Here is a 24286-nt window from a genome sequence, read left to right on the forward strand (position 1 = left end):
AGGTTCAGGCTCAAACAGAGGATCGCCAGCAACCGCCCCGGGTCAAACAACTCTCGAAAGTTACTATACGTAAATGACTTTCGTATAGTAATCATGCCCAGTCTTCACGCCCCTCTTTCGCTTGGCGCCCAGACTTCCTACGCCGAGCTCTTTGATATGGCCCAATCAGCCGCAAGAGCGAAGTTCGCAGCGCTGCGGGGATCCTTTCACCGGAGGCGGATCAAGGGCAAGACCTACGTCTATTTCAACTTCCGAGACATTGATGGCCGGGGGCGCTCGACATATGTCGGCCCAGAAACCGAAAAGGTCGCGAGCCTCGTCGGCGAGATCGAGAAATCCCAGGCTCTTGCCGGCAGAGAGGCACTCTCTCAACGCTCCAAGGCCTGCATCGCTCTTGGCTGCTTCGGTTTGCCCGACAAAGGTTTTCGGGGCATAAACAAACTGGCCAGCTATGGATTCTTTCGAGCGGGCGGGGTGCTAGTAGGCCAGCACGCGTTTTTGAGCATTGGCAACATGCTGGGCGTACGGTGGGCCAGCGACCCTGCAGAGCTTGGCCACAACATCACCATCGGTTTTCCCCTCGCTTCTGAGATTGTCAGCCACGACACGATCACCGCCCTAGAAATGGGGCAGATGCCTGTACGGGAGTTCCGCGGCTATAAGGGGTCGCAGCGCGCGCCATACGAGGGCGCCCTGCAAGTCGACTTTCTGACTCCCGACTTCAGGGGCGATATAGTGGGCGCAAGGCCAGGGATGGGCATACCGTTGCAGCCACGGAAGTTCTTGGAACTCCTGCTTGAGGACACCGCGCAAGGAGTGGTTTTCGGGAAGTCCGGCGCCTGCCTAGTCAACCTTCCAGATCCAGCGCGCATGGCGCTGCACATGATCTTAGTTTCGACCCAGTTGCCGGCCTCCGAGCGGGGGGGCTCGGCCAAAGAACTGGAGCAGGCGGCTGCATTGATCGAGTGGCATCTTGATCACGGCCGCGAGGGCCGTCTCCGCGAAGTCCGGTTGGAAGCACTTCGAATTGGGCCCGACTGGGGCCAATGCATCGAACAGGGCTTGGCGTCCTTCAGCAGGACCCACTATGGTGTTCGGATGACAGCCAGCTTCGTGGATTAACCTGAGCGCTGATGCTCGGCAGCCCGTCGTAGTGCGGCAAGACGCTCCATTTCGCGGTTAGCAATCTTGTGATTTCGATCCCTTTCCACCTGCTCCGCGTCATCCTGGATGCGGGCTAGGCGATGGGCTTCTGCAGACGACTTTATGAGTTCATCTTGCCTTTCGATCCAGGCCGAAATGCGCGTGTCATATGCGGAAAAAATGAGTCCCAACAGGGTAACGCTCGACAGTGCACCTACAGCGTAGAGCCACCAGCGCAAGGCCTGCCCAGCGCGGTCTCGGTAATCTCGGGGGCGCTCAAGAAGATCCAGCGTCCAGATGCCCTGGCGAGTTTGTTGAGCGGAGGCTACTGCCCCCTGGTACTTGCCTTGCTCGGACTTGAGTTGCATATCGAAGTAATCGTGCCAAGCCAGCCCCCGTTGCACCAGTTCCAGGTTCACCAGATGCCCATTGGGTTCGACCACTTCGGCCAAGGTGAGCCCGTCTGCGCCTTGGCCGTGCAGTTGAGCAGTCACTTGTCGGCCTAAGACCATGGCAGAGAGCGCTGATTGCGCCTCATCCCCAAAGGGTTGCCCGGCTTCCGGCGCATCAATGAACGCCAGCCTCAACCTGTACTCGCGACTATGCGCGTCGACCAGTTTGAGGACATCGCCACCTGAGACGCTGACAATCTGGCCGCGGATCATTTCGTCGGCCAAGGCAGGCGCGTCCGCGCTGAGTCCGATCAGGCATGTCCATAAAAGCCACTTGGCGAAATCAGCCATGGCTATTCCTCTGAATGGTGGGATGCACCAGTGCTGGATGACGAATCGACGCTCTGCTCGTCGGAAGCCTGGCGACGGCGCACGAACTCGGCTTGCCTGCGCTGGCGAGCCCGGTCAAGACAAGCCGAGCGTTGTTGCTGCTGCCGATTGTCACGAAACGAACGGGTCGTAGGCATGAAGAACAGGTGCATGCCGTGCCGCCTGATTCGACGCATTTGGGCGAGGCGACGACGGTGCTCAAGTGGCGAGTTCAATGAACGACGGTCTTGTGGCGGCAAGTTGTTGGGTTCTCGCAGTGGGAAATCTGCAACCGTCGGGAACTCACCGCCATGCTTGTCCGGATCGAACTGCATCAGCCGATCCTCAAGCTGTCGCCGACGGTCATCGGCATCGCTCACCCGCAGCCAAGCGCCCAGGGCGGTCTTCAAACAGTGCTGGCACAGGTCGAGTTGGACGTCGCGGCCATCACCAAAGATCGAGGCATAGCCGGCCTTCAAGTCGATGCTGACGAATTCCTGATACTCGCCCTCGCCCTCGCTCACGTCGGCCAGACGGCCGCAGCGATCACAGCGGATCTGCTTGACAAAGGATTCGGGGCGTACGTCCTTGATCTGCATGAAAGCTCCGACGGCTGATGGGTTTTGGCCGGGTGCTGGTGACTCAGACACCCTCCTCTATCATAATGTCTATATAAATCAATGGTTTACGTAACATTTGTCGTTATGGGGCCGGTATTGATCTGATACTGGACCCGTGTGGCGCGTCGCTTTTCGCCCCGGATTCAGAGGGGGTTTTGGGCCCGGCAACCAGGAGGGCATGTGACGGACTTGCTCATTCAGGCCGGCCCCAAACGATCTCACTCCAGGCACCTTCGCATGAAGCAGCTAACAGGGGTTGGAGTAAGAGTTGAAGGCTGGCAACTGATGCTGACCACAGAGCATGAGCAATGAAATCGATGGCGCAGAAGAATTGCAATGAAGAGTCGCGGATGCTGCGCGAGTTGTCCGAGACCATCGAAGACTTGAAAAGCTATCAGGACGTCTCAAGGCTGAACGGGGGGGCTTTGCAAATGGAATGGGATATTGGACGCGCGGGCCGACAGTGGACAGGCAAGGACGGCCTAGCCAAACTTGACCGACTGCCTGGGCGTCTCGAACTGTTGGATGGGAAGCTGTGTGCCAGTGAAGCTGAAAGGTCCGAACTGCTGGCCGGCTTGCTGGAAAACTTGGGGCTCGATGTAGTCGTTCAGTTCGGTCGCATTGACGACTGGCAGCAAGCCATTGCCGCGCGCGCAATAGCTGAGCAGGAGCAGTCGACCTTGACGCATGCAGGAGGTGTCCTTGTACGAGATCAATAGCTATGTCGTATTGAAGCTGCCTCTGATTGAGCACGGCTTGAGGAAAGGTGATGGCGGCGTGGTGGTCTATGTTCACCAGGAGGGCAAGGCCTATGAAGTCGAGTTCCTAGCAGCTGACCTGCAGACCATTGCCGTTGTCACGGTCGAAGCGGAGCAGGTCTGGCGCCCCAGTGATGACGAAACTCCCCAGTCACCTGCCGTTTGAATCGATTGAAGCTCACCGTATAAGCTAGTTGCCAACCTAGGCTACTGGAAGTCCTTGCGGCTACCTCTGAGTACACCTAAGCTTGCCTCGGGGCAGGGCCAAGGGCTCGCCAATGTGCACGCCGGACACACTCGGGCTGCAGACCGAGGGGTGATCGCCCTGCCCTTCCTAGCTCTTCCATAGAGCCAGACAGTCACAACAGTGACCAAATGCGTGTCGAAGTCATTGAACTCAGCAAGCAAAGTCGCACGCTTGTTTTGGTCTCAGCTTTGGCGCTTGCGAAGCCCTTCTCGGTAGAGGATGCCTCCGACCTCGACCAAGGCCGCTATGTCGTCCTCGGTCAGCTTGCTTTCCGCGAGCCCAATCCACGCGGCCAGTCGAACAACGGCATCGTCCAACGACGCACGTGCTTCTTGCACTTCGAGCAGTTCTGCCTGCGCTTCAAACCGCTGGATTACCGGATGCAACATCGTCTGCTCCCTGGCTTGTGATGGGCGTACAGGCTGGATGAGGAGGAGATAGTCCGCCCCTAGGCGAGTAGAAACGCTTGATCCAGACTGGCCAACAGGCTCTCTACACGCTGGGCGGACTCTGGCTTCTCTGACGCGATGAATGTAGCGGGCGTGGCCCCAGACTCTCGCGCCTGATAGGCGCGTCGAATCAGTTCGAATTGGCCGCGGCCGCAGCTTTTCGACACAGAGTCGAAACGAGACCACCTTTCGAAGGCAACTCCCCCGCCTCGGGTCCAGTTGCGCGCTTTCGCAGGTGCCACGAGAGAGTCGAGCTGCTTCCGCTGTAGCTCCAGCCACTCTTCTTCCTCCCTCTTTTGCTCTGCAAGCTTTCTTTCTCGGGCCTCATGTGCCTTGCGCTGCAGGATTTGCCGCTGCCGTTCGACACCCGCCAGCGTGCCCGTCGCGTTCGGGCCCAAAGCCTGCGATAGCTCAGGGAATATCAGCCGTAACGCCTCGTCGGTTTTCGGGTTTCGCGCATAGGTCGCTTCTGCCTGCGCCAAGGACTCCAGCACCTGCGTTCGCGTGCGAGCCAGCTCTTGAGCTTCCCTGTCCGTGAGGTTTGGCCGATAGGTTCGATAGGCAGCGAGCATCAGAGGTGCATAGCTGAGGAGTTTTTTGTGCGTCAGGATGACCGCGACGCCCGTGAAACCTGGATGAGCCATGTGACCAAGCCCCGCTGATCGGATGCAATCCAAGCACCAAACTAGATGAGCAAACTCTGCCGTCGCCAGCTCAGGCTTCTTGATTTTCTGGAACAACTGCTGATAGGCCGAAGCCTGCGGCTCCACAAGATCGCCGCGCAAGCCCGGGCGCAAATCGGATACATATTTCTGCAGTAGCGGCGCGAATTTGAGAGCTGACAGGCGGTCAGCGTATCTCTGGATATCTTGTGCCTGGCGCACCTTGGCCTGTCGCTCAAGGTCTTCGAGCCTTCGCCTTCTTTCTTCCTTACGTTCGGCCGCTTCCTGAACCGCTTTGATGCGGCTTTCAATCTCAGGGTGGTAAACCCATCGGAAAGCGTTCGGCGATGAATGCACCAGTTCCTCAAGCTCCGCGTGATTCATCCGGCCAGATCCGTAAAGCCGCTGCGCATCCAGTTCCAAACAAGCCGTGCCGCGCTCTCTGATCTTGGCCAGTTTGGCAGCATCGACACGATGAGTCACGGCAACCTCAATCATCAGCTCCGAATCATCGAACTCCCGGTCAAACTCAGAGGCCGAGCACAGGACATCTGGCACGATGTTTCCTAAGTGCTGTTCTAGGCGGACATCGCTCAGTTCGAAGCTGCAAGACGGAATTCTTAGCGGGACCACTGCCCGTCCACCCTTGAGCCCGCAATCCACATCGAACACTGCGCCGGCGACACGGATATTGTCTGCACGCTCCAAGATTCGCTTAAGCGCTAGGTGCAAGGCAGTTTCACCGCGCTGCACTGCGGTCATGCCGTCGAGCAATGACAGATCAAAAGTCGGATCCATGTCCGGCTCGATCGCGTCCAAGGCATCAGCGCCTTGCTGCTTGACGGCCTTTTCCGCCAGAGCTTGTATTCGCTCCAAGTCCGGGTGGCTTTCCCAGCACGAGCTGTCACCAATGAGGCGGGTTGAGGCGAGCAGTTCCTCAGGCTCCATTCCCGCCAACGCCGGATGGTCAATCTCTAGCGTCAGCACCGCATCAGCCCCCGGCGCTACCGACACGATAGACCGGATCTGGATATGAATGACTCGCCCATCAGCCAGCGTCACTTCGGCGCTTTGGCTGTTCAACCACCGGCGCTCAACCACCTGCACTAGCCCTGTTTCACCCGAGACATTTGCGCTATACCTTCGCCCACTCACACCTCGTAGAAACGACGTGGCCTTGACGGCCGGCAGTTCGATGAAGTCTTGACTGACCCATTGATGCATCAAAGCGGCCCTTGCCGCGAGGGCCATACAGTCGCCCCGTTGATTGCCCGCCTTGTGTCGAAAAGACATACCGTGCGAATTGGGCTTCAGAAAATGCGCGGCATCTTGTCCCGCATTGACGGCCTCAACCGGCGCTCCGCAGCCTGGGCAAACGCACCCGCACGCCAGCCCTGTCTGCTCTCTCCCGAGCGTTTGGACATGAACCGGCAAGTGATCAATAGCGCGGGTCGCCCACGCCATCACGCGAGTTTCCTTTACGAGAATGCCCTTGGTTACGGTCATACCTTTGTCCGTTGCGCATAGGCCCACGCCATCTATCCAGGCCCGATGTCATATTTTATGGCCGAGCCGTCTGGTGCATGTCCGAGCCTAGGCTTCAACTTGGGCGGCTGTATGTGTGCACAGTGCAGGTGTGCAACCTAATCGACTCTGGTGTCTGCGCCTGCGGCACGACGGCGTCCCGCTTCTTCGGTGGCAGCAACCTACCGCGACCTGGCATGAAGGTAAAGGCCCTCCATTACCGCAGGGCGCAGTGCTGCGGGCCAAATTCGATCAAGGTCTCACGGCCCCTGGCGGTAGCCACTGGACGCCCGTGCGTCTCACTAGTTCTTCGTAGCTGATCGGCTTGCTGGCAACTTCTTCATCACGATTGGCTTGCCAGTGAGCCCAGGCTTGTCGAGTTTGACCGTCAAACACCAGCTTGAACAGGTGGCTTGGCACACGGACTTTGTTGTCACCGATTTGCGGACTGCTCGCATCAAACACAGGCCCGGTGATTACGTAAACATCGCCCTGGGCGCGCTGCACGTACTTGCGCGTGTCCTGCTCGATCTTGGACCAAGCGCCGGAATTGTGCCGAATCGACTGCGGCACCATGTTGGCCAACGAGAATGATTGTGCGAGCGCCAATTCGGTGGCCATATCGCCCGAAGGCGCCAGGTGCCCGCGGGAGTAGCCAGACCTCTTGTAGTCTTCGAGCTCGGCCCGCTCGGCCCGAGGGAGCCGCGCATCGGCGAAGAATCGATCTGACTTCTGCCGTTTGATGCCGCCCAGGGCCCGCTTATTGAGTCGCTGAGCCGAAAAAATAGGCGTCTTTGTATCACCGCTATGCAGCACCGCAAAGCTGTCGTAGCAAAGCTCGCTCTGACGCGGATTGGGAGCGACGGCAGGAGCCTTCCGTTGCACAAAGAACTCAGGGCAGCGTGCGAAAGAGGTAGGCAATTGGGCCACCTGCTCAGCAATGGAAGCGCCGCTTCCAGGCAGATGCCAGGTAGAAACACAAACAAGTGCTGCTGTCAGCAGAGACCGGGAGATGAACGAACGCACGGGAGAATTTGAGGGGCTACTGCAACAAAAGGAGATTGGACCACGTGGTGCAGCGGCGACACGCGTAGCTGTGGAGGGCAGTTCTGTGCCCAAAGCGGTCGGTTGCATTCACAAAGTACGCTCGCGAAATCGGCCATGAACCGTCATCGACAGATTTGAAAGTAGGTGCTTAGCACCATGCCCCCCAGCATCGGTCTCGGCCGTGAGAACGGTCGGTGGCGCGCAGCTTTGTTGGAGTTCGCAGACTCGCTCCAACTTACCAGGCTGGATTCATCCGTCGGGCGCTTGCATCGAATCTAGGTTTTCTAGCAATCAACGGCAGCATCCACTTGCTCTATCGCTCGGTGACTCCGATGCAGACAGCATCGGCGCGTCGCCTGGTGAGGCCAGGTCTTCAAGAATGGTGCAATCGACAGCCGCACCGCCAGCGCAGGCCGTGTCGCAGCTCCCGACGAAGGCCGCCATGTTTCGTTCCAGCGCTTGCAGCTCGGCCAACTTGTCTCGCACCTGCGACAAGTGCTTGGCGGCCACCTCCCGCACTTCAACACAGGGCCGGTTGGGCTCGTCAACCAGCCCTACCAACTCGCGCACTTGCTCGATGGAAAAGCCGAAGTCCCGGCAGCGCCGAATGAAGCTGAGCCGTCGAACGGTCTCCGTGCCGTAGACCCGACGTCCACCATCGGTGCGTGGCACCGCCGGCAGTAGCCCGATTTCCTCGTAGTAACGGATGGTCGGCACGGAGCAGCCGGCCTGCCGGGCCAGCAGGCCGATGGAGATGGATGCCGTGGTGTTCATGCGCGACAGCTTAGCCTTTGCGGCAACCGCACCCCGGCGGCTGTGCCGCTGACATGTTCTCCGGCAAGAACTGCGAGAACAGCCGCTGTGCATCGCTACCTGACTGCTCTGGCCCCACGATGGTCAGTTCCACGTCATCGCCTCGCCGGCTTAACGCGTAGTCGAGGAACGCACAGCACTCGCGCTCCAGCTTGACGATGTGCTCGACCTCGGAAGCGGCGGCACCGTCATAGCTCAGGTGGAGCGAACTGTCTTCCAGGCGATGCGCGCGCAGGTGCTGCTTCGTAAGCTGGCGGATGCGAGCCAGCCGAGGGCCCATGTCGGCCGGCCCAAGGGTGCAGGCAATTGGCGCTTGTTCAGTTGCCGACATCAATTGCCTTCGTAGAACAGGTGCTGGCGCAGCCGCACGTTGCGCTTCGGGACGCTTCGCGCCGACGCCACCACCACACCGTGGCCACGGCCAACGCAACGGCCAGGAGTGCCGCCGCCAGCGGTAGCAACTCATCGGCACAGGCCAGCAGGGCCGAGCCCGTTGCGGCAAGCCCTCCGGCCAGGCCCAGCAGTGGGATGGCACAGCAGGCCGCGCAGGCGGCACCGAGGCCCAATGCTGCTTTCCATGATTTCATGAGATGTCCCGTGAGTGGTGAGACCCAGAAGGTAGAACCTCAAGCCACTTGAGGAGCAAGCTCTTTCTGCCGAAGCGGCAAGGGACAATGTTGCCTATGGAGCTCATCAAGACGTTCGGATTATTCGTGGTGACGGCACTGGCGGAAATCGTCGGGTGCTACTTACCGTACCTCTGGCTAAAGCAGGGCAAGTCCGCCTGGCTGCTTGTGCCGGCCGCCATCAGTTTGGCGCTGTTCGCATGGTTGCTGTCATTGCATCCGACGGCGGCAGGCCGGGTCTATGCCGCCTACGGCGGCATCTACATCGGCGTAGCTATTCTTTGGCTGTGGCTGGTAGACAAGATAACCCCGACCACTACCGACTGGGTCGGTGTCGGCCTTTGCTTCCTTGGGATGGTGGTCATCATGTTCGGCTCCAGAGCTGAGGGGTAACAGCAACTAGGCAGGCTGAAGTTGGCATGAGCGGACGGGGAGCTGGCAATTTACCGCTTTGGGCACGTTGCTGCCGCTGAGGCCTGATGACAGACCGGCTCCTTTGGCTCAGGCCGATCAATGAAGCCGGATCGCTTGCACGACTGTCACAACAACTATCGCCCGCCAGTCGCAGACCTGTGGCGCGAGGTGCAACTACTTCGGCGCCCTACGCGATGCATGGGCGGCAAGGATTGATCAGTCTGTTTGGGCCCCTTGGTCTAGTTCCTTGAATGGGACCGAGCAGAGAAAATGAAGCGTTTTCAACTCCTGATCCGATATCACTCCCCTGGCTTGCAGATCCTCTGCAGTCTCAAAAAGTTCGAGAAGCATTCTTTTCTCTTCTTCTATTTCGCCGCTCATTGCATTCCTTCAATTTGTCGAGATTTTCTAGGCGGTGAGCCGACGAATGCGTCATAGCTCGCACCGTTCACATAGAGCGCCGCACTTTGGAGGCCGGAAATGAGCACCCTGCCGCCACCCCGATGGCCCTGTATGGCCCAGGACGACGCCATGAGTGCACGTGGCCAACTCGTCCGGCGCCCCCTAGCCCCCCCTACATGGCGAGATGTAACGGATGAAGTCCGGTTTAGTTAACTAAACTGTTTGGAAATCAACGGGTGGCTCGGGTTTAGCCCGCCCCGCCAAGCACGCTCCGACATGAGCGCTTTACCGTAAAGCACATTCCGCCAAAAGGCGACCCCCTTCGCCCGGTTTACTACAGTAAACCTGCCCGAGTCAGTTTCTCGACCCCCATCACGCGGTTCACCCAGGCGCTGCTTGGCACAGGGTGGTTTACCGTAAACCACCGCCAGGCGGCCCCGGCCGCCCTCCCCGTCTTGCCATCGCCCTAAAAGTTTAATACGTTAAACTTTTCAAATTCAGCCTACAGATAACTTCGTTTGTTGATAGGAAAAATCCTGCTGTAAAAACCAACCGTTAGCAGCGCCCTGCCCTAAATTCCCAGCGTGACAAGCACTTACGACGACTTGGCAATGGATCCGTTGGGACCAAGTCAGCGCCTGCGCGAAAGCGAGCAAGGCCTCGACCGTGAGGCCACGGTTGGAGAGCTCTGGCCAGAGATCAAAGACCTTTGGTACCCGGTCCAGTACCTCCCCTGGGCGCCAATTCATGCGGACAGTCGCTGGGGCGCCGCCGCGTACCGGTTTATGAGGAAGAGCCGAAGCCGTTTGTGGACAAAGGCATGCTCCCTCCCAAGCTAGGGCCCCAGCACTTCGCCTATCTGCGCTGCTTGGCTCAGTCGAAGTAACGGCGCGGCAAGGCGTTGACACCGCCGCAACTCAATACGCAAGGCTGCGCAACTGCCCCTTCTTAATGATGTGCATGGTCTCGATGCCCGCAATCAAACGGCGCGCCGACCAGAACGACTTGAAACCCATCATGGGCCGGGTTCGTCGCTAGATGGCGCGGTGGTCTGGCTCGATCAGGTTGTTCAGGTACCTCGACTGGCGCAGCACATTGGCCACGCGGCTGGCCACGAGTTGGTCACCCTGCAGCTACAACTGGTTAATCAGTTAAGGGCGCTTGATCGGAATCACCTTGGGCTCGCGCTCCGAAGTCAGTGAGGGGGGGGGTTGGAACGGTCCCCCCTTGCCTCGGATGAATGGGCCGAAAACTGATGAGGCATGAAGATCCGGACGGACATGTCGACGTTCCGGTCGAGCAATTAATTCGTCAACTCGGGCCAGGCCACTGCTCTACGCCTCTCGTTTAAAACAAGTTCGTATGAGTAAGTAAATACTTACATGACACCTTGACGCAATTTTTAGCTTCCGCCAATAGCTCAGATCTCACACGCCAGTTCTTCGCCTTCGTGAAACCATTTCAAGTTCACTCCGCATCAGCTTGTCTTCAGCTTGGGTGTAGATAGCCGTCGTAGCAGGGTTCGTATGCCCAAGAATGCTGCCGAGAACTCGGAGGTCCCCCCCCGTCTTGGCCCACTCACTGCCGAATGTGTGTCGCAACCAATGGGTTGAAGCTGCGGCGAGTTGCCGTGCCATACGCGGGTTGGCTTCTTCAATCGTCTGAGCGCACTTTGCTAGGCCATCTTTCACCAAGTTGTAGATGCGAGCTGGCGGCAAAGGGGTAAAAGGATTGTCCAAACGGGACAGTAGCGGTATCGACGCCCCAAACAACTCAAGGTCGATGTCACCCCTCGCATCCCGCGCCGACAAGCCCTTGAATTCCATGGCGTCGATTAGCGCTTCAACCGAGATCTCGTCTAGAGGTACCTTCCGTTCCTTCCCTCCCTTGCCGTAGAACTGCAGCCACCATCCTGCGTGCCCGCTTGCATCTGGGTCCTGCCTCAGCCAGCTCGATTCCGCATTGGCTATTTCCTCTTTGCGCAGACCAGCATTCAGCCCCAACTCAAAAAGGACACGCAGCCTCACGTTGGCCGGCGTGCGCGGCAGCCCCGACAGCCAAGCATTGAGCGCGGCTGACTGAGCCTGAGTCAGCGCACGCAGCACGCGCAAGGGCGTCTTCTTCGAACCCTTTGGCGCACCGTCCCAGGGGTTGGTGTCTAGGTAGTTCTGACTGGCCAACCACTTGCACATCATCTTGCACACGGTCTCGGCATAACGCAGTGATCGCGGGCCAAGCGGCCCTTCGAATGGCCGCCAGTCTTGCGACCAACGCTGCATCCCTTTTCCCGCAATCCAGCGCGCACCAGGCGCTTGCAGAAAGTGCAGGTACGCGGCGCAGTCAATCGAGTCGAGCGAGCTCAGCGCTTTGCCGCGCTCGAAAATGGCCCACAGCAGGAATCGTTCAGCCTCTTTGCGGTAGGCCGACCAGGTGTGCTTGTTGCCAGAGACGATCTCGGCTTTTGGTGAAGGCACATCGGCGCCCCTTGAAAGCAACAAGGGCTTCGTTCCAGCGGCGGCGGCATCCGCAGCAGTTCGTGGCCGGTACATGTCGAGCCAGGCGACCACAGCCTGATAGTCATTCAAGGCCTTGATGCGGCACCTAGCGAGAGGCTTCCTGTTTTCGCCATCGAAACCAGAGAGAGCCTGCGGCACCACCAGTCGCTCCAAGGGCACAAGGTCTGCCATCGGCCGCGGCGTCAAGGCGGCAATGTCGAGTTGGTCTACGGGTTTCAGCGCAAAGGGGTCCAGGCCACCGACGCTGCCCTCATGGTGCTGGAGCCATGCCACTAGCCGTCTGGCGCCCTCCTCGCCCACCCGGGGCACCTTCCGGTACCAGCGGAAGCCGTGCGCATTCAGATAGGCGACGAGCTCGCCAACCGTGTTGATGCCGACCGCGGAGAGTCGCCGGCAGTGCTCAATGTCGAGCCATGCTGCCAAAGGGTCTGCCGGGAAGGGCGGCGCTGCGACCAGCGATTCCAATCGCCGCAAAGCATCGAGTTGCCGCTTAACCAGGCGCCCTCGCCGCTTACGAGCCCGAGACTCCGGGTTATCACGTGGCCTAGCCACCGACCCGACGCCAGGCTCCGCGGTGGGTGCGCCGGCCATGCCGTAGCGCTCCTCCCAGAGGTCGATCAGCTCAGCCTCTGAAAAGAAATCTGGGTCGTCAAACTCCTCGCGAAATGCTTCGAGGGTAGGTGGTGCGTTGGACTTCACAGCCAGGTGCGATGAACTCACAGCTGGCGACGAAAGAGTGACGCCTTCTGCTGATGGGGCGTTCATGACAGCCGAGGCCTTGATACGCAGTGGGTCGCGCCTCAAAAGGTTGGCCGTTGCCGCATCACCATGACGCTTGGCCGCAGCCGCCAGCACATCGAGCATGGTGCGGACAGTGGACCGGATATGGCGCAGATCGTTCGAGCCGCGGTGACCCATGTAACGGTCCCAGGCCTCCTTCACGTCGATCCCCTGCACAAAGGCGCTCAGGAATCGGAAGTCCCAGGTTGACACCTTGGGCGCGCGCGTGACGGATTTCATCGCGTGCCCCTTGCCGACGACGGAAACAGCAATGGCCGGCGGCTTTGCCGGGACTGACTTTGAAAACTTAACTTCTTAGTGAACATCAATTCCCGTACGGGCCCGCGCTGGAATTTCTTTACGAATCAAGAACTTGGACTGATGCTATTCAGTTTATGCCGTTTTGTAAGACAAAAATTGCAGGGGCGATAATAAACGTTATCACGCCCTTACGATTGACCTGTCTGGTGCGTGGAAACTTTGATCTGCCTGCTGTTGCAGGGTTCGTGGCGCCGTTCAGCGGTGTGACCACCCGTAGGCAACTCATTGGTTGTCGTCGCCACATCGACGGAATCAACGTGAATCTGAGTTCGAGTTTGCGGCCGCTCGGCCCTCCAGCGCTGCACCAACAATCAGCCGCATTCGGTATCAGCTGCGATCATGTTTTGACAGGGAGGCATCTGTCATCTGCCCGTCTGTTTGCCACCGGACTTTTCTTGAAGCCCTGAACCCCGTCTTGACCACATCCCTTTGTGAGTGAGTCTTGGGCCAGCGAGATATCCACACTTGCTGTGCATATCTCAGGCACTCCAGGCCGCAATCCCGCGTCATTGCTGGCTAGAGCTGGGCTGCCTCCTTTTGTGGCAAGGCACCAAGCCCATCCCCTGCTCTCCCTGATAGCAAGTGTCTGCGCATGGATTTGGCAGGGTGGCTGCGAGACGCCAATGTTCCAGCCACGCTCACAGCTGTCACACAACCGTCCCGCCAGGGCGGTCAATGAACGGTCATTCACCGCACCTGGTCTCCGAACTCTGGAGGTGGAATGAAGCGGGGATTTAGAGCTCGTACACGCTGAGCTTTGGGGCCGCTAAACAGCCTTTTTAGACCTTCTCAACGGCGAAAATCGACCTCTCAGAACGCCCCAGAATCGATTTTCTCGACCCAACCAAGGCGTCGGGCTGCACAACACCACAAAAGCCCGTACAAGGCGTTTTGAGCGGTTTTGACCTTTGGATTGGCCACACATCCTAGAAGAACGAGCTCCTGGAGCTTCTTCGTACAAATTCCCGGCGCCAATCGATCCTTGAATTCGTCGTCCGGATTTTCATCAACCGGTTTCACTGTTCCTTGGAACAAACCGCTACACGATCACCGCCAGTTGACTTGGCTGGGTTGAGCCACTGTAAGTTCAGGCTAGGCCGTTTGATCAGACGGCAGATTCAACTGGCTACCAAGCTGGAGGAGTTGAGGCTCGAGGTGGTGCGCTGGTGTGGATAGGCGAGCCTCGACGAAATTACAGAATTTCCTGGTGCGTGCCGCCCTCACGACACTTAATCAACCGGCGACAGCCATCCGCGTAAATCAGCTTGGTTGGAAAGGAACAGCGCGAGGCTGCGGAGGAAAAGTCAATGCACGTCAAGGCTAGTTGTGCGGCGCGCCTTGAGTTGAACGAGCGCGAATTGGCTTCGTAAGGTGTAGCCGTCTTGGTCCTCGAAGAGGATTGAAGAGTACTCCGCAATGTCGTAGGAGGACTCGCACGCTTAGATCAAAGTCAAATCCTCTTGTCATGTAGAGCCCCCCTCCCCTTCCTGGTCAACAAAATCTAGACGGTTCAATTCGCCAACTTCTGGACCCGATTGAAGCCTCAGGGCCTGAATGGCCCAACGACGAAGAACCTGGCCAATGGAATGAGAGCTCACTTTCATGTTCTCGTTCGCCTTGTATTACTCCTTGCTTTGGCCGCCTGCTTCAGCATTGCAGTGATCGTGTCAGCCTGACGAGACCATCAGGAGTACATCGAACTGGCGTTGAGGTCGACGTCCAAGGTGGCCTGCTACAGCAGGTTCGGTACCCGCCGAATTAGCCGCGGAAGGTTATTTTTCAAGAGACAGTGACTTCCGAACGCGAAGCCCTACTAGGCGAGCTCCGGCTTTTTCGCACTCCCCTCCCCTTCACTTTCCGTCGATTGGAAGACCTACTTCGTCGGTGCAGGCTCATTCAATTCGGCAACAAAGTCTGGGCTACGGATGTCTCGCAGGTCGTCGTAGACGATAGGCAGATGGATGCAGTGGTACAGATCAGCTTAGCCAAAATTGTGCTTTTTCGATGGCAAATGCAAGGCCCATCGGCCCCTGCAATCACAAGTTGTGAGAGTGGCGCGCCCTCACCTCCTTGACCACCAGATGGCGGGTTAAAGAGATCTGGCTTGCGGAACTGTTCGCCATTTTTCAGCTGCTTCGAATTCGCTCCTGACGACCAGCGCTTATGGCGGCCATCTACAAGCACGGCAAGCCAAATCGGCGCATCCGCCCTCACCTACAGCCCGCAGAAAGCTCGAATTGGAAAGGACGCCTACGAGGTGACGATAGTGGAAATGAGTTGAGCTCCACAGGCCATCTAGCTCGTTTCAGGTTGCATTGATTCGGAACAATTGGTGTGCCAAATCTGGCATTTCGGCGAGGCGGTTTGACTGGGCATCAGGCCGAATGATTCGCGTCGCGCTGTCTTCTGGGGCCCCAGTGCAGGAGTGTCGAAGGTCGGTGTCGATGTTCTGGAGCACTTCCGTTGGAGTCGCTCCCAGCAGAGCTTGCTATCGGTTTCCCGTCATGGTTCCGTGAAGTTCAGCGTGGTGGTGCTTAGGCAAAAAGCCATGCCCTCCCCCGCGATCGAAAGGCCATGCAGCAGTCGATCTTGAATCACACGCCCATTGAATTCCACTCCTGTATGCACTGATGTTGCCCTGCGCAACTTGGTCTGGCTATCAACAGACGCCTTGCCTCATTGATGTGGAGTAGCACTCTTGAGCAGACCGGCCTCACACGTTGGCAGCCCATTCACCAGTGACCGGAACGGTTAGAGGTCAGGGCGACCCTCGTGTTGAACCGTTCAACACGCCCCGTTCTGGCACCTGGTCCAAGGAGGGTCAGCGTGGGTCTAGTCCCTCCATAGACGCGTTTTCGACTACCCGCGTTTGAGCGCTTGAGACGTCGAGTACCCTTTTTCGTGCCTGTGGGCGCAAGATCGCGCACGCGCTCGCACGGGGCCACGGACGAACCAGTTACCCGGGCAAAGGGGCTGAAGGTCACGTTCATCAAGCTCTGGAACGGGTCTCGACAACCGCTTCGTTCTGATCGACAAAGGCACATTGAAGTTCCACCGAGCCATCAAAGCCAACACCCGACTCGCTCGGCAACTGAAGGCTCTTGCTCAGACCGGCGGGCTTTGCTGCCGATTCAAGCCCGACCGTTGATGAGTCAACACGCAGTGTTTGGAGCATCGGAGATTCTTTGCATCGTGCACGATGGCCCCATGGGAATTGGACTCTTGAAGACCTCAGTCTCGCAGGCCTTACTGCTGCGCTGTTCATCAAGACTCTGCCCATCTTGCAGCTAGGGTTTGAGCCACTTTGACTTGGTTTTTGGCGGGCTGGTGCCCGGTGGCTCGTCGCGCAGTGGCTTGTCTCTAACGGACTACGGGCAGTTGGCGCTCAAGCTGAACATCACGCCGCGCGAGCGCCTGGCGCGGGCGATGCATGCACCACTCACAGTTCCCGAACATCGCTACGAGGGTTGGTCGATGACGACATGCAGGAGCAGCAGATGGAGGATGGACATACGTGCCGACGTCTCTGTATGAGCGAGAGCGCCATTCGCGAGGCTCCAGGCATCACGCTGGGAATAGGAATGCCGTCACACCACGTGAAGCAAACGTCGCCGCAGATCACGGCGCAGCGCCACAAACCTCAAACATTTCTTTGTGGCAGCAGGCCGGACTACATCCTCGCCACGCCGCAGAACCGTGCATCTACTCAAGGCAAACACACCACGTACACCCATTCCGACGCGCCGCAGTTGAGCACGCACGGAGCCGGCGTTGATAGAGGAGGGCGCCTTGAATGGATATCACAGTACGACTGTTCGATCTTGAGGATGCCCACGAACATGTCACGCAGTGGAGTGTGGCTCTTTACCCATGATGGTCCCAGGTCTCGCCTGGATAGCATCACCCCTCAATAACGGGTAGCCATGAACACACAGACCTGCTTCGTGGTTCTGTGGATTCCGAAGAAGCTAGCGCGCCGTTCGCGGCGGCTTGAAGTCAACATTCATTGATGTGCTTGCGGCATGGGCCAACAAACAATGCGCTGCGCCTGGTCCTAGCGGTGCATTCATGGCTCTTTGGACAAGAACTTGAGCGCCAAGGCTTCGGTGCCAATAATGGGCGTCCCTTGTGCTGTTGGACTGCACAACGCTCTTTGTGAGCAGATTGCTCTGGGCAGCCCGTTCCTTCAACTGCAGGTTTGCTGGGCAAAAAAAGAGGGGAGAGCGTTTCGCTTTCCCCTTCTGTGCTTAGCCTTCCTGGACTTTACTTCGCTAAGAAGTCCTCAATGAGCTTGGCCAAAGCCACTCGCTTCGAGTCCGGAAGTACCCCCGCCTCGAATCGCACAAACGTTCTGCCCTTGGCGTCGCTTTCAATCGAAGCCAGTTTCTTTCCTGCGACACCAACAGTGATTGGAGCCTGAGGTGTTGAACCGTTCAACGGCTCTTGTGTCAACGAAGCAAATACGCTGGACGCGTTTGGCCGTGGCGTTGTTGCTTTGAGGACTGCCGCTTTGGCAATGGTGCCGTCGGGGTCCTTCTGAACTGCGTCGGCCAAAGGCTGTGCCCAGCGGTATTGAATGTCCAACGGTGAAGGAAAGGCTTCAACAACTCGCACCGGCAACCTGGCGAGAGAGATGCTTTTTGACACCATGGACACGTCAACACCAAGAGCCTCAGACAGCTTTCTTTGGGATGGGAACAAACCATCGTCCAAGGCCTGCCGATACATATTGCCTTGCTCCCAAGGGCTCAAGTTCTTGCGATTTCTGTTCTCACGCTCCATCTGCTCGAACAATTGCAGATCGGTGAGCGACTCGATCATCGCGTTGACTGGAAGTCCCAGCTCTAAACAGGCACGGTGACGGCGATGCCCGAAAACCACCTCATACTCAAATTTGGATGTTGAACCGTTCAACAGACCCTGGATCGGTCGAACCTTAATGGCCTGCACGTTTCCACCGGCTTGCTGAATCTCATTCTTCAGATCAGAAAATTCTTGGGAATGAAAATTCGCATCATGGCGATTGGCCCACTTTGATGGGGCGATCTTGTTCGGATCGAGAGGGCGAACTGTCGATGCGCCTTCAAACTCCTTTACTTTCTCCCTGAGAGCCTCCACCTCCTGCACCGCCGCAGACTGTGCCGACATAAAGCCCAGCATTGTTCCAGGCGCAGTCTTCGGACGATTGGCGTCAATCGGAGGTGTTGAACGGTTCAACACCGCATCTCTGCCACCCGACGGCAAACCAATCAGCCCGGCTTTTTCAAGAAGTCGTTTGCTCATTTCACGCTCCCAGATCCATCAGCCACAAGGGCATCAACTTGCTTGCGCCACACAGAACGAACCGATCCCTCAACATAGCTGACAAACAAATCGTAAGCATCTCTAGCTCTCTTAAAGGTCTTGGCGCTTCCGTCATAGCGACTGACGTCATAGGCCGTGCCAAATTCTGCTGAGGTTGTTGCTGTTACCGCCGTTTTTGGAATTTCAACCGGCAAGACTTTGTCGGTATAGGTGGACTGAATCCATTGACGAACAATTGCCGCGGTTGAGTCCGACGAGTCAACGCGTGACAACAAGATGCTGATGAAATCAAATTCCTTGGTAAGTCCTCGTTGAGCAAGCAGTTCATTGGTGAGGTCGGAGAATAGCGACCAGAACTGCGCCGCTGACGCGAAATCCAGGGCATTGGGGGGGAGGGGCATCACAATGCCGTTTGACGCCATAAAGGCGTTGATGGTCGTGTAACTCAAGGACGGGGGCGTATCGATCACGATGACGTCATAGTCCGGGCGAACATCGTCGATTCCCAGATTCAGAACATCCCAGAATTCAAAGCCCGGTTCATTTGTCTGCCGAGCGGGGAGGGCGAATTCAGCACCAAACAGGACTGGTGCTGCGGCAACAAGATCAATGCCGTCCCAGTATGTTGACCTGATGGCATACCGAATTGAAGTCTCCGACCCCATCGCAAGAGGCAGGATGGTGCTTTCTTCTTCTACCTCTGTGTCGGGCAGAATTCCAAAGAGGGTCGTCAATGATCCTTGGGGATCAGTATCAATGACAAGCACCTTATGCCCGAGTAGCGTTAAGCCTTGGGCGAGTGTCATGGCCGTAGTGGTCTTACCCACGCCACCCTTAAAGTTGCCAATGCTGATGGTGACAGCTTCGGCACCTTCTGGTCGAAGTCTGTCTTTGCGGTACTCACGAATCCAGGTGCGTGCCTCAGCGAGATTGAACTCGCGCCGATTTCCGGATTCGTTCTTTCTTCCCTCCGGCAGGTCTCCTCGAGACAAGCGATGGCTCAAAGAGCCTTTTTCAATGCCGCACATGGCAGCGAGCTGGGACAAGTTGAAAGTAGGGGACGCCTTGCGAGACGTCGGATTCAACATGGCTTCTCGGATTTGACCCATCATCGACGTTGCGCGCTCTGCTTGGTCTTTGATGTCGCCGAGACTAATTGACTGTGATGCTTTGAAACTGATTCTGTCCAACTCTAGACTCCTTGGAACAATGCGTGATTTTCAGAGATTTTACGAAAATCGAACGCTCAACCAGCATTGTGTCAAAAAGTTCTTTGTCCGCAAAGCTTTGACAGTCAAGGCAGCTGCTTTTTCTTTGTTTGACGATTGAAGTTCGCCTTCTGGGTTTTTTAGAAATTCAATTTCTTCAAACCCTTTAATACCTTTAGGGTCGAATTTCCTTTTTAAAATCAACAACTTAACGGCTTTTGCGTGAGAGGATACGGGAGGATCTGGAGACTTTTCGGGATGACTTGGAGGGGACTTAGGACAAAGCGGAGACTTTTCGGGATCGAAGGGGAGTAGATACAGGATTTGGCGCTGCCATTGTCTTGCGGCGGCCTGATCTTGGATTTCCTGTGATTGCACGCCCTTGATGTGAGAGTTTTCGGGAGCTTTTGTCTCTTGGAAGGGCGAAAGCTGGAGGGATGGGTGATTCCTCATTGCTGGAATGGCCGGTTCCTTAGCCAGGCACACCCAGTGCAAGGTCTCCTGGCCAGCTCGCGCTCTTCACATGCAAGTTTTCAGGAACTAATAGTTGCCGCAAGGCGCGCTCCATCTGGCAGGAGACGGTGTTCACGTGCAAGTTTTCGGGAATCTGAATTTGCACCCCAGCATGTTCTTTCCGGGTGGATTTGGTGTTCAAGTGCAAGTTTTCGGGATCGCGATCAGGATCACATTGAGTTCACTCTCAGGTGAATTCACGTTTCACATGTCGTGTAACATTCGAGGATGGACTCTTCGCTAGATCAGAAAGCCGCGACCACCCGAAAGAGGAAGACGTCCGTCACCACCATAGCGCCGATCCAACAAGACGTTCTTCGTAAGCCGGTGAACACTTTGGCGATTGTCCCTAGGTCGGCTCGCATTACACCGTTGGGGCGGAAGGCCTACAACGTTCTGCTGTTTGATGCGCAAGAACAGGGACTTGAGAAAGACGTTTTTCGAACGCCTTTGGATCGGATCGTGAAGGGCGTTGACTTTGGCTCCAACGATCATGACCTGATTAAAAAGCACCTGCGTGCCATGGTGTCGACCACGGTCGAGTGGCAGTCACCGACGTCAGGTGAGGGCGGGGCGTGGAACGTCAGCGGTCTGCTGGCCCATGCAAAGCTCACTAAAGAGCGTGGCCAGGTCTGGGTCGAGTGGTCCTACGCGGTCAACCTCAAGCAAGAGTTATTAGAGCCGACAGTTTTTGCCAAGCTGAAGTTGGAGGTGATCAGTCAACTTCGATCGCATGCTGGCATCGCGCTTTATGAGATCTGCACCAGGTACAAAGACATCGGCCGAACTGCCCGTCAACATTGGCGGTGGTGGTATCCCGTTTTGTCCGGCCAGCCTGTAACAGAAAAGACTGCGAAGCTTGAGTACCGGATTTTCAAACGGGACACTCTCAAGACTGCGATTGCCGAGGTCTCGGCTATCAGCGACTTGGAAATTGAACTGGTTGAACACAAAGAGGGCCGGTACATCGCCGACATTCAGTTTCTGGTTCGACCGAAACGACAGGCGGCCTTGCAATTGAAGGTGCCTCCGGAGCCCATTGATTTGTCACTGGTGCAAAAGGCAACAGAGCTTGGCATCGACTCTGAAAAGGCAGAAGAGCTTCTGGCCGAGCATGGGGCAAAAGTCTTCGAGCCTGCACTGGGCGCTCTGCAGAAGCGGCTCGCGTCTTCGTTCCCAGCTCCGCTGCGAGACTCATATCGCTATTTCAAATCACTGGTCACTGGTTCAACCGTTCAACCGGCCGCTGCTGAGGTCGAAGTCAAGATTGAGACTCCTGAAGAACTGACCGAAGCACGTCGTGTCGATCGATCTAAGCGGCAGGCGCGATGGACAGAAGAGTGGATACGGCGCGGTCGGGAGAAAGCTGTCAAAGCCATCGCTGAGATGTCGACCGCCGAACAGGATCAACTGGTCACGGATCTACTGCACGACATGATTGTTCGCAGTGTGCATCCCTCAATTCGTAAGCGACTGCAAACGAGCGGGTGGAAACATCCGATGGTCGTCAATGAAATGGTTAAGTACTACGCTGCGGGAGCCTTCGGTGATGGCTGGGACAAGCCGACGAGCGAGCAATTGTTGGAAATTGCTGCTGAGATGGGAGATGCTTAAAAAAGGCGGCATTAACTGAGGCTGCGTGCCAAAAGTGCGCCGTGAGTGGAGAAAATTCTAAGCCTCGCTAGAAGAAATGAGCGCCGCCGAAATGTATTTGGGCATTGAGTTGATCGTGCACAAGAAGGGCAGGGCCGTCCCCGAAGTGCTCTGCTCGAAATCAACCGGGTAATCCTGGCTCAGTTGTTCGCCGTCAAGTTCCAACCGCCCGTTCAACACACCATGCGGTGTGAAGCTCAACAAGCAGTTGAGTTGAGCCTGGCTCTCCAGGCATCTTCTGTCTGAGGAGGACAGGGCGTCCATTGCGGGGCGATTGCTCCAGGAGGTTTCGACACGTTCAGCTTGCCGTACCGCTGATGTGTTTGAGATTGCCGCCAAACCCGCTACGACCGTCCAATGCCTGACTGTGGCCGATTTCCGTAGGAGTCGCCAAGAACCGATGATGAGGTCAAGCCAACCACCAAGAAAATGAACTAACAGCAGAAGCCTTTAGTCTAGACATTGGTGTTGCAAGTGGAGTTGGTAAAAGTCTGGTGATCTAGTTTTATAATTTAAAAATCCCATGCCGTTAGTTCACTTTTGTGGCCAACTACGAACTCTTCCCGGACCTCTCTACTTCCCTACCAACCACTGAGTCGTTTTCAACAGGTTTTTCAACTTGGTTGGATGGAGAGAAGAGGGCAGGGCGCTTGCAACTCGATTCGTCCGTGACCGTCTACGAGCACATGTGGTCGGCGCTAAGTGCATGGTGTCTCGCCGAAGGTGTCACGATCGACGCTTTGACGGATGAGAGTCTGGAACGATTTCTGGCTTCACGTGGCGGCCAAGAGAATATTTCTGCGCGTCATGCTTGGCGCTTTTTACGCCTTGTTGATCGCATACTGGCCTTTCGAGCTCGAGAACTTGGCGTGAGGCCGAATCAAGCGGCCGCGCAACTGCTCGAACAACGTCCAGACTATCGCTACGCCAATGCGGCCGAAAAGGATCCGCTACCGCCGTATTTGCAAACTGGCGAAGCGAAGCGTTTGCTCACATTCATCTCTGCTGTTCGGCCCGGCCGTTCAGCAATAAATCAGGCATGGCAGGAAGTGCGAAATCGCGCTTCCGTCGCGCTCATGCTCGGCGCCGGCGTCACGCCCGGAGAGGTCAGGGCGCTCGAGATTGACGATGTGATCATCGATAGAGGCCGACCAAAGGGCATTCCTTGGAAGCTGCGCGTTTCTGGCCACACAGACACAGTCACGCGGGAGACACCATTAGCGCCCTGGGCTGGCCAGCTCCTGTTGTACTGGCTCGATATCAGGGCTGAGCAGAAAATTCCAGGGAAAGCGCTCTTTCCGTCGACCAGGACGGGCAAAGTTTGGAGCAAGGTTTCGCAATACAACGCAACTAAAGAGGTTCTGCTTGCAGCCGGCGTTGACGACGTCGAGGGAGGAAGTTTTCGGCTGCGGCACACGTTCGCGCTCCGCCAACTTCGCCGTGGCACGGCACCAGCTGAAGTCGCAAAATGGCTTGGTGTCACCGACCCCGCCGTCATGGCACGGTACATGAGAGTGCTTCCTGCGCCCACCAAAGTTGTCTAGCTTCGGCGCAGCTTAGCTATGCCCACTGAATCGTAGCGAGCAATTCAATATTGCCGCCTGGAATTAGCGTGCTAGATGAGTGGCTGCAGCTTGCCTCGCGGCAGGCACCATTGACCGTCTCGTAGCAGCAGGGCGGTTTTCTCCTGAGCCCCGGCAATGGAGATGCGGAAGTTCTCGGTTTCGCCCGCCCAGCCCCGGGTACTCGAGGTCGTTGTACCGCGCAGGACTTGGGCAACGCCTGCTTCGTTCAAGGCCTCAGCTTGCAGCGCAGTTGTGCCGGCGGATACCGCGCCCTGGGGGAGGATTTCGAGCGCGCCAACGCAATCTCTGCCGATCTCGGTCAGCAGTTCAAACGCATCGCTTGAGCCAGTTCTGAACCGGCGCGCCATGCGTTCGCGGATTTCCTTGCTATCAGGCAGCAGGTTTTCAAAGTAGGCGTGGACCCGGTCGCCGCGGTGCCCGGGGTGAAGGGCAGCGACAAGGACAGGGGCCGCCCCTGCTCTGACCGGGTCCAGGCCAGGTCATACTGAAACGTATCAGGGGCGTTCGGTGCCAAGCTCCAAGTGCCAACAAAAGCCCCGTTCATCCAGAGATTCAGTGTGCGGGTGTGAGAGTGGCGGCCCATGACTTACCAGATGGGGTTTTCTGTCGCCGAAGGCTGACCGCAGGCATCAGGCGCCTGCTGGGTCGAGGTCTGCCCGAGGCTTAGTTCGACCCCAAGAATGTTGAGCAATTTCAGCAGCCACGCGGAGCCCACCTTATCTGCGTTGCGCTCCATGGCGGAATAGGTCTGTTGCGAGACGCCCAGGCGCAAAGCGACCTCGCTTTGGGTGAGGCCAGCTTCCTTGCGAAAGGGGTGGCAACTGCTCAGCAGTCCGGACGGTAAATGGCGGCATACAGTCTTTGATTTGTAAACACAATTTACAGCTTGTGATTTGTACTCGAAGATTGCCAATCACAAGCTGTAGTTGCAAAGTGCGA

19 protein-coding genes and 3 pseudogenes are annotated in these 24286 nt (G+C 57.1%); 7 read left to right on the top strand and 15 right to left on the bottom strand.

Annotation, left to right across the window (positions count from 1 at the left end; genetic code table 11):
• The first annotated feature begins 93 nt into the window (after positions 1–93).
• Positions 94–1122, top strand: a complete 1029-nt coding sequence (locus AABB87_RS16265; RefSeq protein ID WP_341972236.1) for a GSU2403 family nucleotidyltransferase fold protein — start codon at positions 94–96, stop codon at positions 1120–1122.
• Here AABB87_RS16265 and AABB87_RS16270 read toward each other — a convergent pair.
• Both AABB87_RS16270 and AABB87_RS16275 read right to left on the bottom strand, forming a co-directional pair.
• Positions 1119–1886, bottom strand: coding sequence for a thermonuclease family protein (locus AABB87_RS16270; RefSeq protein WP_341972237.1), 768 nt, complete (start codon positions 1884–1886; stop codon positions 1119–1121). The genes AABB87_RS16265 and AABB87_RS16270 overlap by 4 nt on opposite strands.
• A 2-nt stretch (positions 1887–1888) precedes the next feature.
• A complete protein-coding gene (locus AABB87_RS16275) occupies positions 1889–2503 on the bottom strand; it encodes a hypothetical protein (RefSeq protein WP_341972238.1) in 615 nt (204 codons plus the stop codon).
• Between the two features lie 329 nt (positions 2504–2832).
• Between AABB87_RS16275 and AABB87_RS16280 the strand changes: the two genes are divergently transcribed.
• The 3 genes from AABB87_RS16280 (at position 2833) to AABB87_RS16290 (ending at position 3939) form a co-directional block, all read left to right on the top strand.
• Positions 2833–3243 carry a hypothetical protein gene (locus AABB87_RS16280; RefSeq protein WP_341972239.1) on the top strand — a complete coding sequence of 137 codons (411 nt, stop codon included), beginning with the start codon at positions 2833–2835 and terminating at the stop codon, positions 3241–3243.
• Positions 3227–3448 (top strand): DUF4926 domain-containing protein, encoded by a 222-nt coding sequence (locus tag AABB87_RS16285; protein WP_341972241.1) that lies wholly within the window; start codon positions 3227–3229, stop codon positions 3446–3448. The genes AABB87_RS16280 and AABB87_RS16285 overlap by 17 nt, the downstream gene beginning before the upstream one ends.
• Positions 3449–3657: 209 nt before the next feature.
• Positions 3658–3939 carry a hypothetical protein gene (locus tag AABB87_RS16290; RefSeq protein WP_341972243.1) on the top strand — a complete coding sequence of 94 codons (282 nt, stop codon included), beginning with the start codon at positions 3658–3660 and terminating at the stop codon, positions 3937–3939.
• 38 nt (positions 3940–3977) lie between these two features.
• On the opposite strand, the gene AABB87_RS16295 is transcribed toward AABB87_RS16290, so the two are convergent.
• The 4 genes from AABB87_RS16295 to AABB87_RS16310 all read right to left on the bottom strand — a co-directional run bounded on the left by AABB87_RS16295 (position 3978) and on the right by AABB87_RS16310 (position 8355).
• Complete coding sequence (locus AABB87_RS16295; protein ID WP_341972245.1) at positions 3978–5933, bottom strand: hypothetical protein; 1956 nt, start codon at positions 5931–5933, stop codon at positions 3978–3980.
• A gap of 483 nt (positions 5934–6416) precedes the next feature.
• On the bottom strand, positions 6417–7127 hold the full coding sequence (locus tag AABB87_RS16300) for a DNA/RNA non-specific endonuclease (RefSeq protein WP_341972379.1): 711 nt from the start codon (positions 7125–7127) through the stop codon (positions 6417–6419).
• A gap of 375 nt (positions 7128–7502) precedes the next feature.
• Positions 7503–7985, bottom strand: a complete 483-nt coding sequence (locus tag AABB87_RS16305) for a MerR family transcriptional regulator (RefSeq protein WP_341972247.1) — start codon at positions 7983–7985, stop codon at positions 7503–7505.
• Positions 7986–7995: 10 nt separating this feature from the next.
• Positions 7996–8355 (bottom strand): hypothetical protein, encoded by a 360-nt coding sequence (locus AABB87_RS16310; protein WP_341972248.1) that lies wholly within the window; start codon positions 8353–8355, stop codon positions 7996–7998.
• Positions 8356–8707: 352 nt separating this feature from the next.
• Between AABB87_RS16310 and AABB87_RS16315 the strand changes: the two genes are divergently transcribed.
• Complete coding sequence (locus tag AABB87_RS16315) at positions 8708–9043, top strand: YnfA family protein (protein WP_341972249.1); 336 nt, start codon at positions 8708–8710, stop codon at positions 9041–9043.
• Between the two features lie 1340 nt (positions 9044–10383).
• Here AABB87_RS16315 and AABB87_RS16320 read toward each other — a convergent pair.
• The 6 genes and pseudogenes from AABB87_RS16320 to AABB87_RS16345 form a co-directional block, all read right to left on the bottom strand.
• Positions 10384–10557: pseudogene (locus AABB87_RS16320) on the bottom strand (DDE-type integrase/transposase/recombinase); the annotation flags it as partial.
• 336 nt (positions 10558–10893) lie between these two features.
• A complete protein-coding gene (locus AABB87_RS16325; protein WP_341972250.1) occupies positions 10894–13002 on the bottom strand; it encodes a phage integrase family protein in 2109 nt (702 codons plus the stop codon).
• 3070 nt (positions 13003–16072) lie between these two features.
• Positions 16073–16258, bottom strand: coding sequence for a hypothetical protein (locus AABB87_RS16330; RefSeq protein ID WP_341972252.1), 186 nt, complete (start codon positions 16256–16258; stop codon positions 16073–16075).
• Positions 16259–17346: 1088 nt separating this feature from the next.
• The gene (locus AABB87_RS16335) at positions 17347–18366 is read right to left on the bottom strand and encodes a ParB/RepB/Spo0J family partition protein (RefSeq protein ID WP_341972255.1); all 1020 of its coding nucleotides are present in this window, start codon (positions 18364–18366) and stop codon (positions 17347–17349) included.
• A complete protein-coding gene (locus AABB87_RS16340; protein ID WP_341972257.1) occupies positions 18363–19577 on the bottom strand; it encodes an AAA family ATPase in 1215 nt (404 codons plus the stop codon). Before AABB87_RS16340 ends, AABB87_RS16335 begins: the two co-directional genes overlap by 4 nt.
• A gap of 39 nt (positions 19578–19616) precedes the next feature.
• A complete protein-coding gene (locus tag AABB87_RS16345; RefSeq protein ID WP_341972259.1) occupies positions 19617–19973 on the bottom strand; it encodes a hypothetical protein in 357 nt (118 codons plus the stop codon).
• A 363-nt stretch (positions 19974–20336) separates the two neighbouring features.
• On the opposite strand from AABB87_RS16345, the gene AABB87_RS16350 reads away from it, so the two are divergent.
• Positions 20337–21722: a replication initiation protein gene (locus tag AABB87_RS16350; RefSeq protein WP_341972261.1), complete on the top strand. Its 1386-nt coding sequence runs from the start codon at positions 20337–20339 to the stop codon at positions 21720–21722.
• A 57-nt stretch (positions 21723–21779) separates the two neighbouring features.
• Here AABB87_RS16350 and AABB87_RS16355 read toward each other — a convergent pair whose 3' ends face one another.
• A complete protein-coding gene (locus AABB87_RS16355) occupies positions 21780–22025 on the bottom strand; it encodes a hypothetical protein (protein WP_341972262.1) in 246 nt (81 codons plus the stop codon).
• Positions 22026–22303: 278 nt separating this feature from the next.
• Between AABB87_RS16355 and AABB87_RS16360 the strand changes: the two genes are divergently transcribed.
• The gene (locus tag AABB87_RS16360; RefSeq protein WP_341972264.1) at positions 22304–23305 is read left to right on the top strand and encodes a tyrosine-type recombinase/integrase; all 1002 of its coding nucleotides are present in this window, start codon (positions 22304–22306) and stop codon (positions 23303–23305) included.
• A 71-nt stretch (positions 23306–23376) separates the two neighbouring features.
• Here AABB87_RS16360 and AABB87_RS23115 read toward each other — a convergent pair.
• Positions 23377–23930, bottom strand: a pseudogene (locus AABB87_RS23115) (HipA N-terminal domain-containing protein).
• Positions 23931–23933: 3 nt separating this feature from the next.
• Positions 23934–24201, bottom strand: a pseudogene (locus AABB87_RS16375) (helix-turn-helix domain-containing protein).
• Between the last annotated feature and the right edge of the window lie 85 nt (positions 24202–24286).

Origin of the sequence: Roseateles sp. PN1, from assembly GCF_038419725.1 — a bacterium.
GTDB lineage: Bacteria > Pseudomonadota > Gammaproteobacteria > Burkholderiales > Burkholderiaceae_C > Paucibacter_A.

Excerpts from the sequence above, each read along its gene's own strand:
- AABB87_RS16265 (WP_341972236.1), top strand. The coding sequence starts at position 94 with ATGCCCAGTCTTCACGCCCCTCTTTCGCTTGGCGCCCAGACTTCCTAC.
- AABB87_RS16270 (WP_341972237.1), bottom strand. The coding sequence starts at position 1,886 with ATGGCTGATTTCGCCAAGTGGCTTTTATGGACATGCCTGATCGGACTC.
- AABB87_RS16275 (WP_341972238.1), bottom strand. The coding sequence starts at position 2,503 with ATGCAGATCAAGGACGTACGCCCCGAATCCTTTGTCAAGCAGATCCGC.
- AABB87_RS16280 (WP_341972239.1), top strand. The coding sequence starts at position 2,833 with ATGAAATCGATGGCGCAGAAGAATTGCAATGAAGAGTCGCGGATGCTG.
- AABB87_RS16290 (WP_341972243.1), top strand. The coding sequence starts at position 3,658 with ATGCGTGTCGAAGTCATTGAACTCAGCAAGCAAAGTCGCACGCTTGTT.
- AABB87_RS16295 (WP_341972245.1), bottom strand. The coding sequence starts at position 5,933 with ATGTCTTTTCGACACAAGGCGGGCAATCAACGGGGCGACTGTATGGCC.
- AABB87_RS16305 (WP_341972247.1), bottom strand. The coding sequence starts at position 7,985 with ATGAACACCACGGCATCCATCTCCATCGGCCTGCTGGCCCGGCAGGCC.
- AABB87_RS16310 (WP_341972248.1), bottom strand. The coding sequence starts at position 8,355 with ATGTCGGCAACTGAACAAGCGCCAATTGCCTGCACCCTTGGGCCGGCC.
- AABB87_RS16315 (WP_341972249.1), top strand. The coding sequence starts at position 8,708 with ATGGAGCTCATCAAGACGTTCGGATTATTCGTGGTGACGGCACTGGCG.
- AABB87_RS16325 (WP_341972250.1), bottom strand. The coding sequence starts at position 13,002 with ATGAAATCCGTCACGCGCGCGCCCAAGGTGTCAACCTGGGACTTCCGA.
- AABB87_RS16330 (WP_341972252.1), bottom strand. The coding sequence starts at position 16,258 with ATGCTCCAAACACTGCGTGTTGACTCATCAACGGTCGGGCTTGAATCG.
- AABB87_RS16335 (WP_341972255.1), bottom strand. The coding sequence starts at position 18,366 with ATGAGCAAACGACTTCTTGAAAAAGCCGGGCTGATTGGTTTGCCGTCG.
- AABB87_RS16350 (WP_341972261.1), top strand. The coding sequence starts at position 20,337 with ATGGACTCTTCGCTAGATCAGAAAGCCGCGACCACCCGAAAGAGGAAG.
- AABB87_RS16355 (WP_341972262.1), bottom strand. The coding sequence starts at position 22,025 with ATGGACGCCCTGTCCTCCTCAGACAGAAGATGCCTGGAGAGCCAGGCT.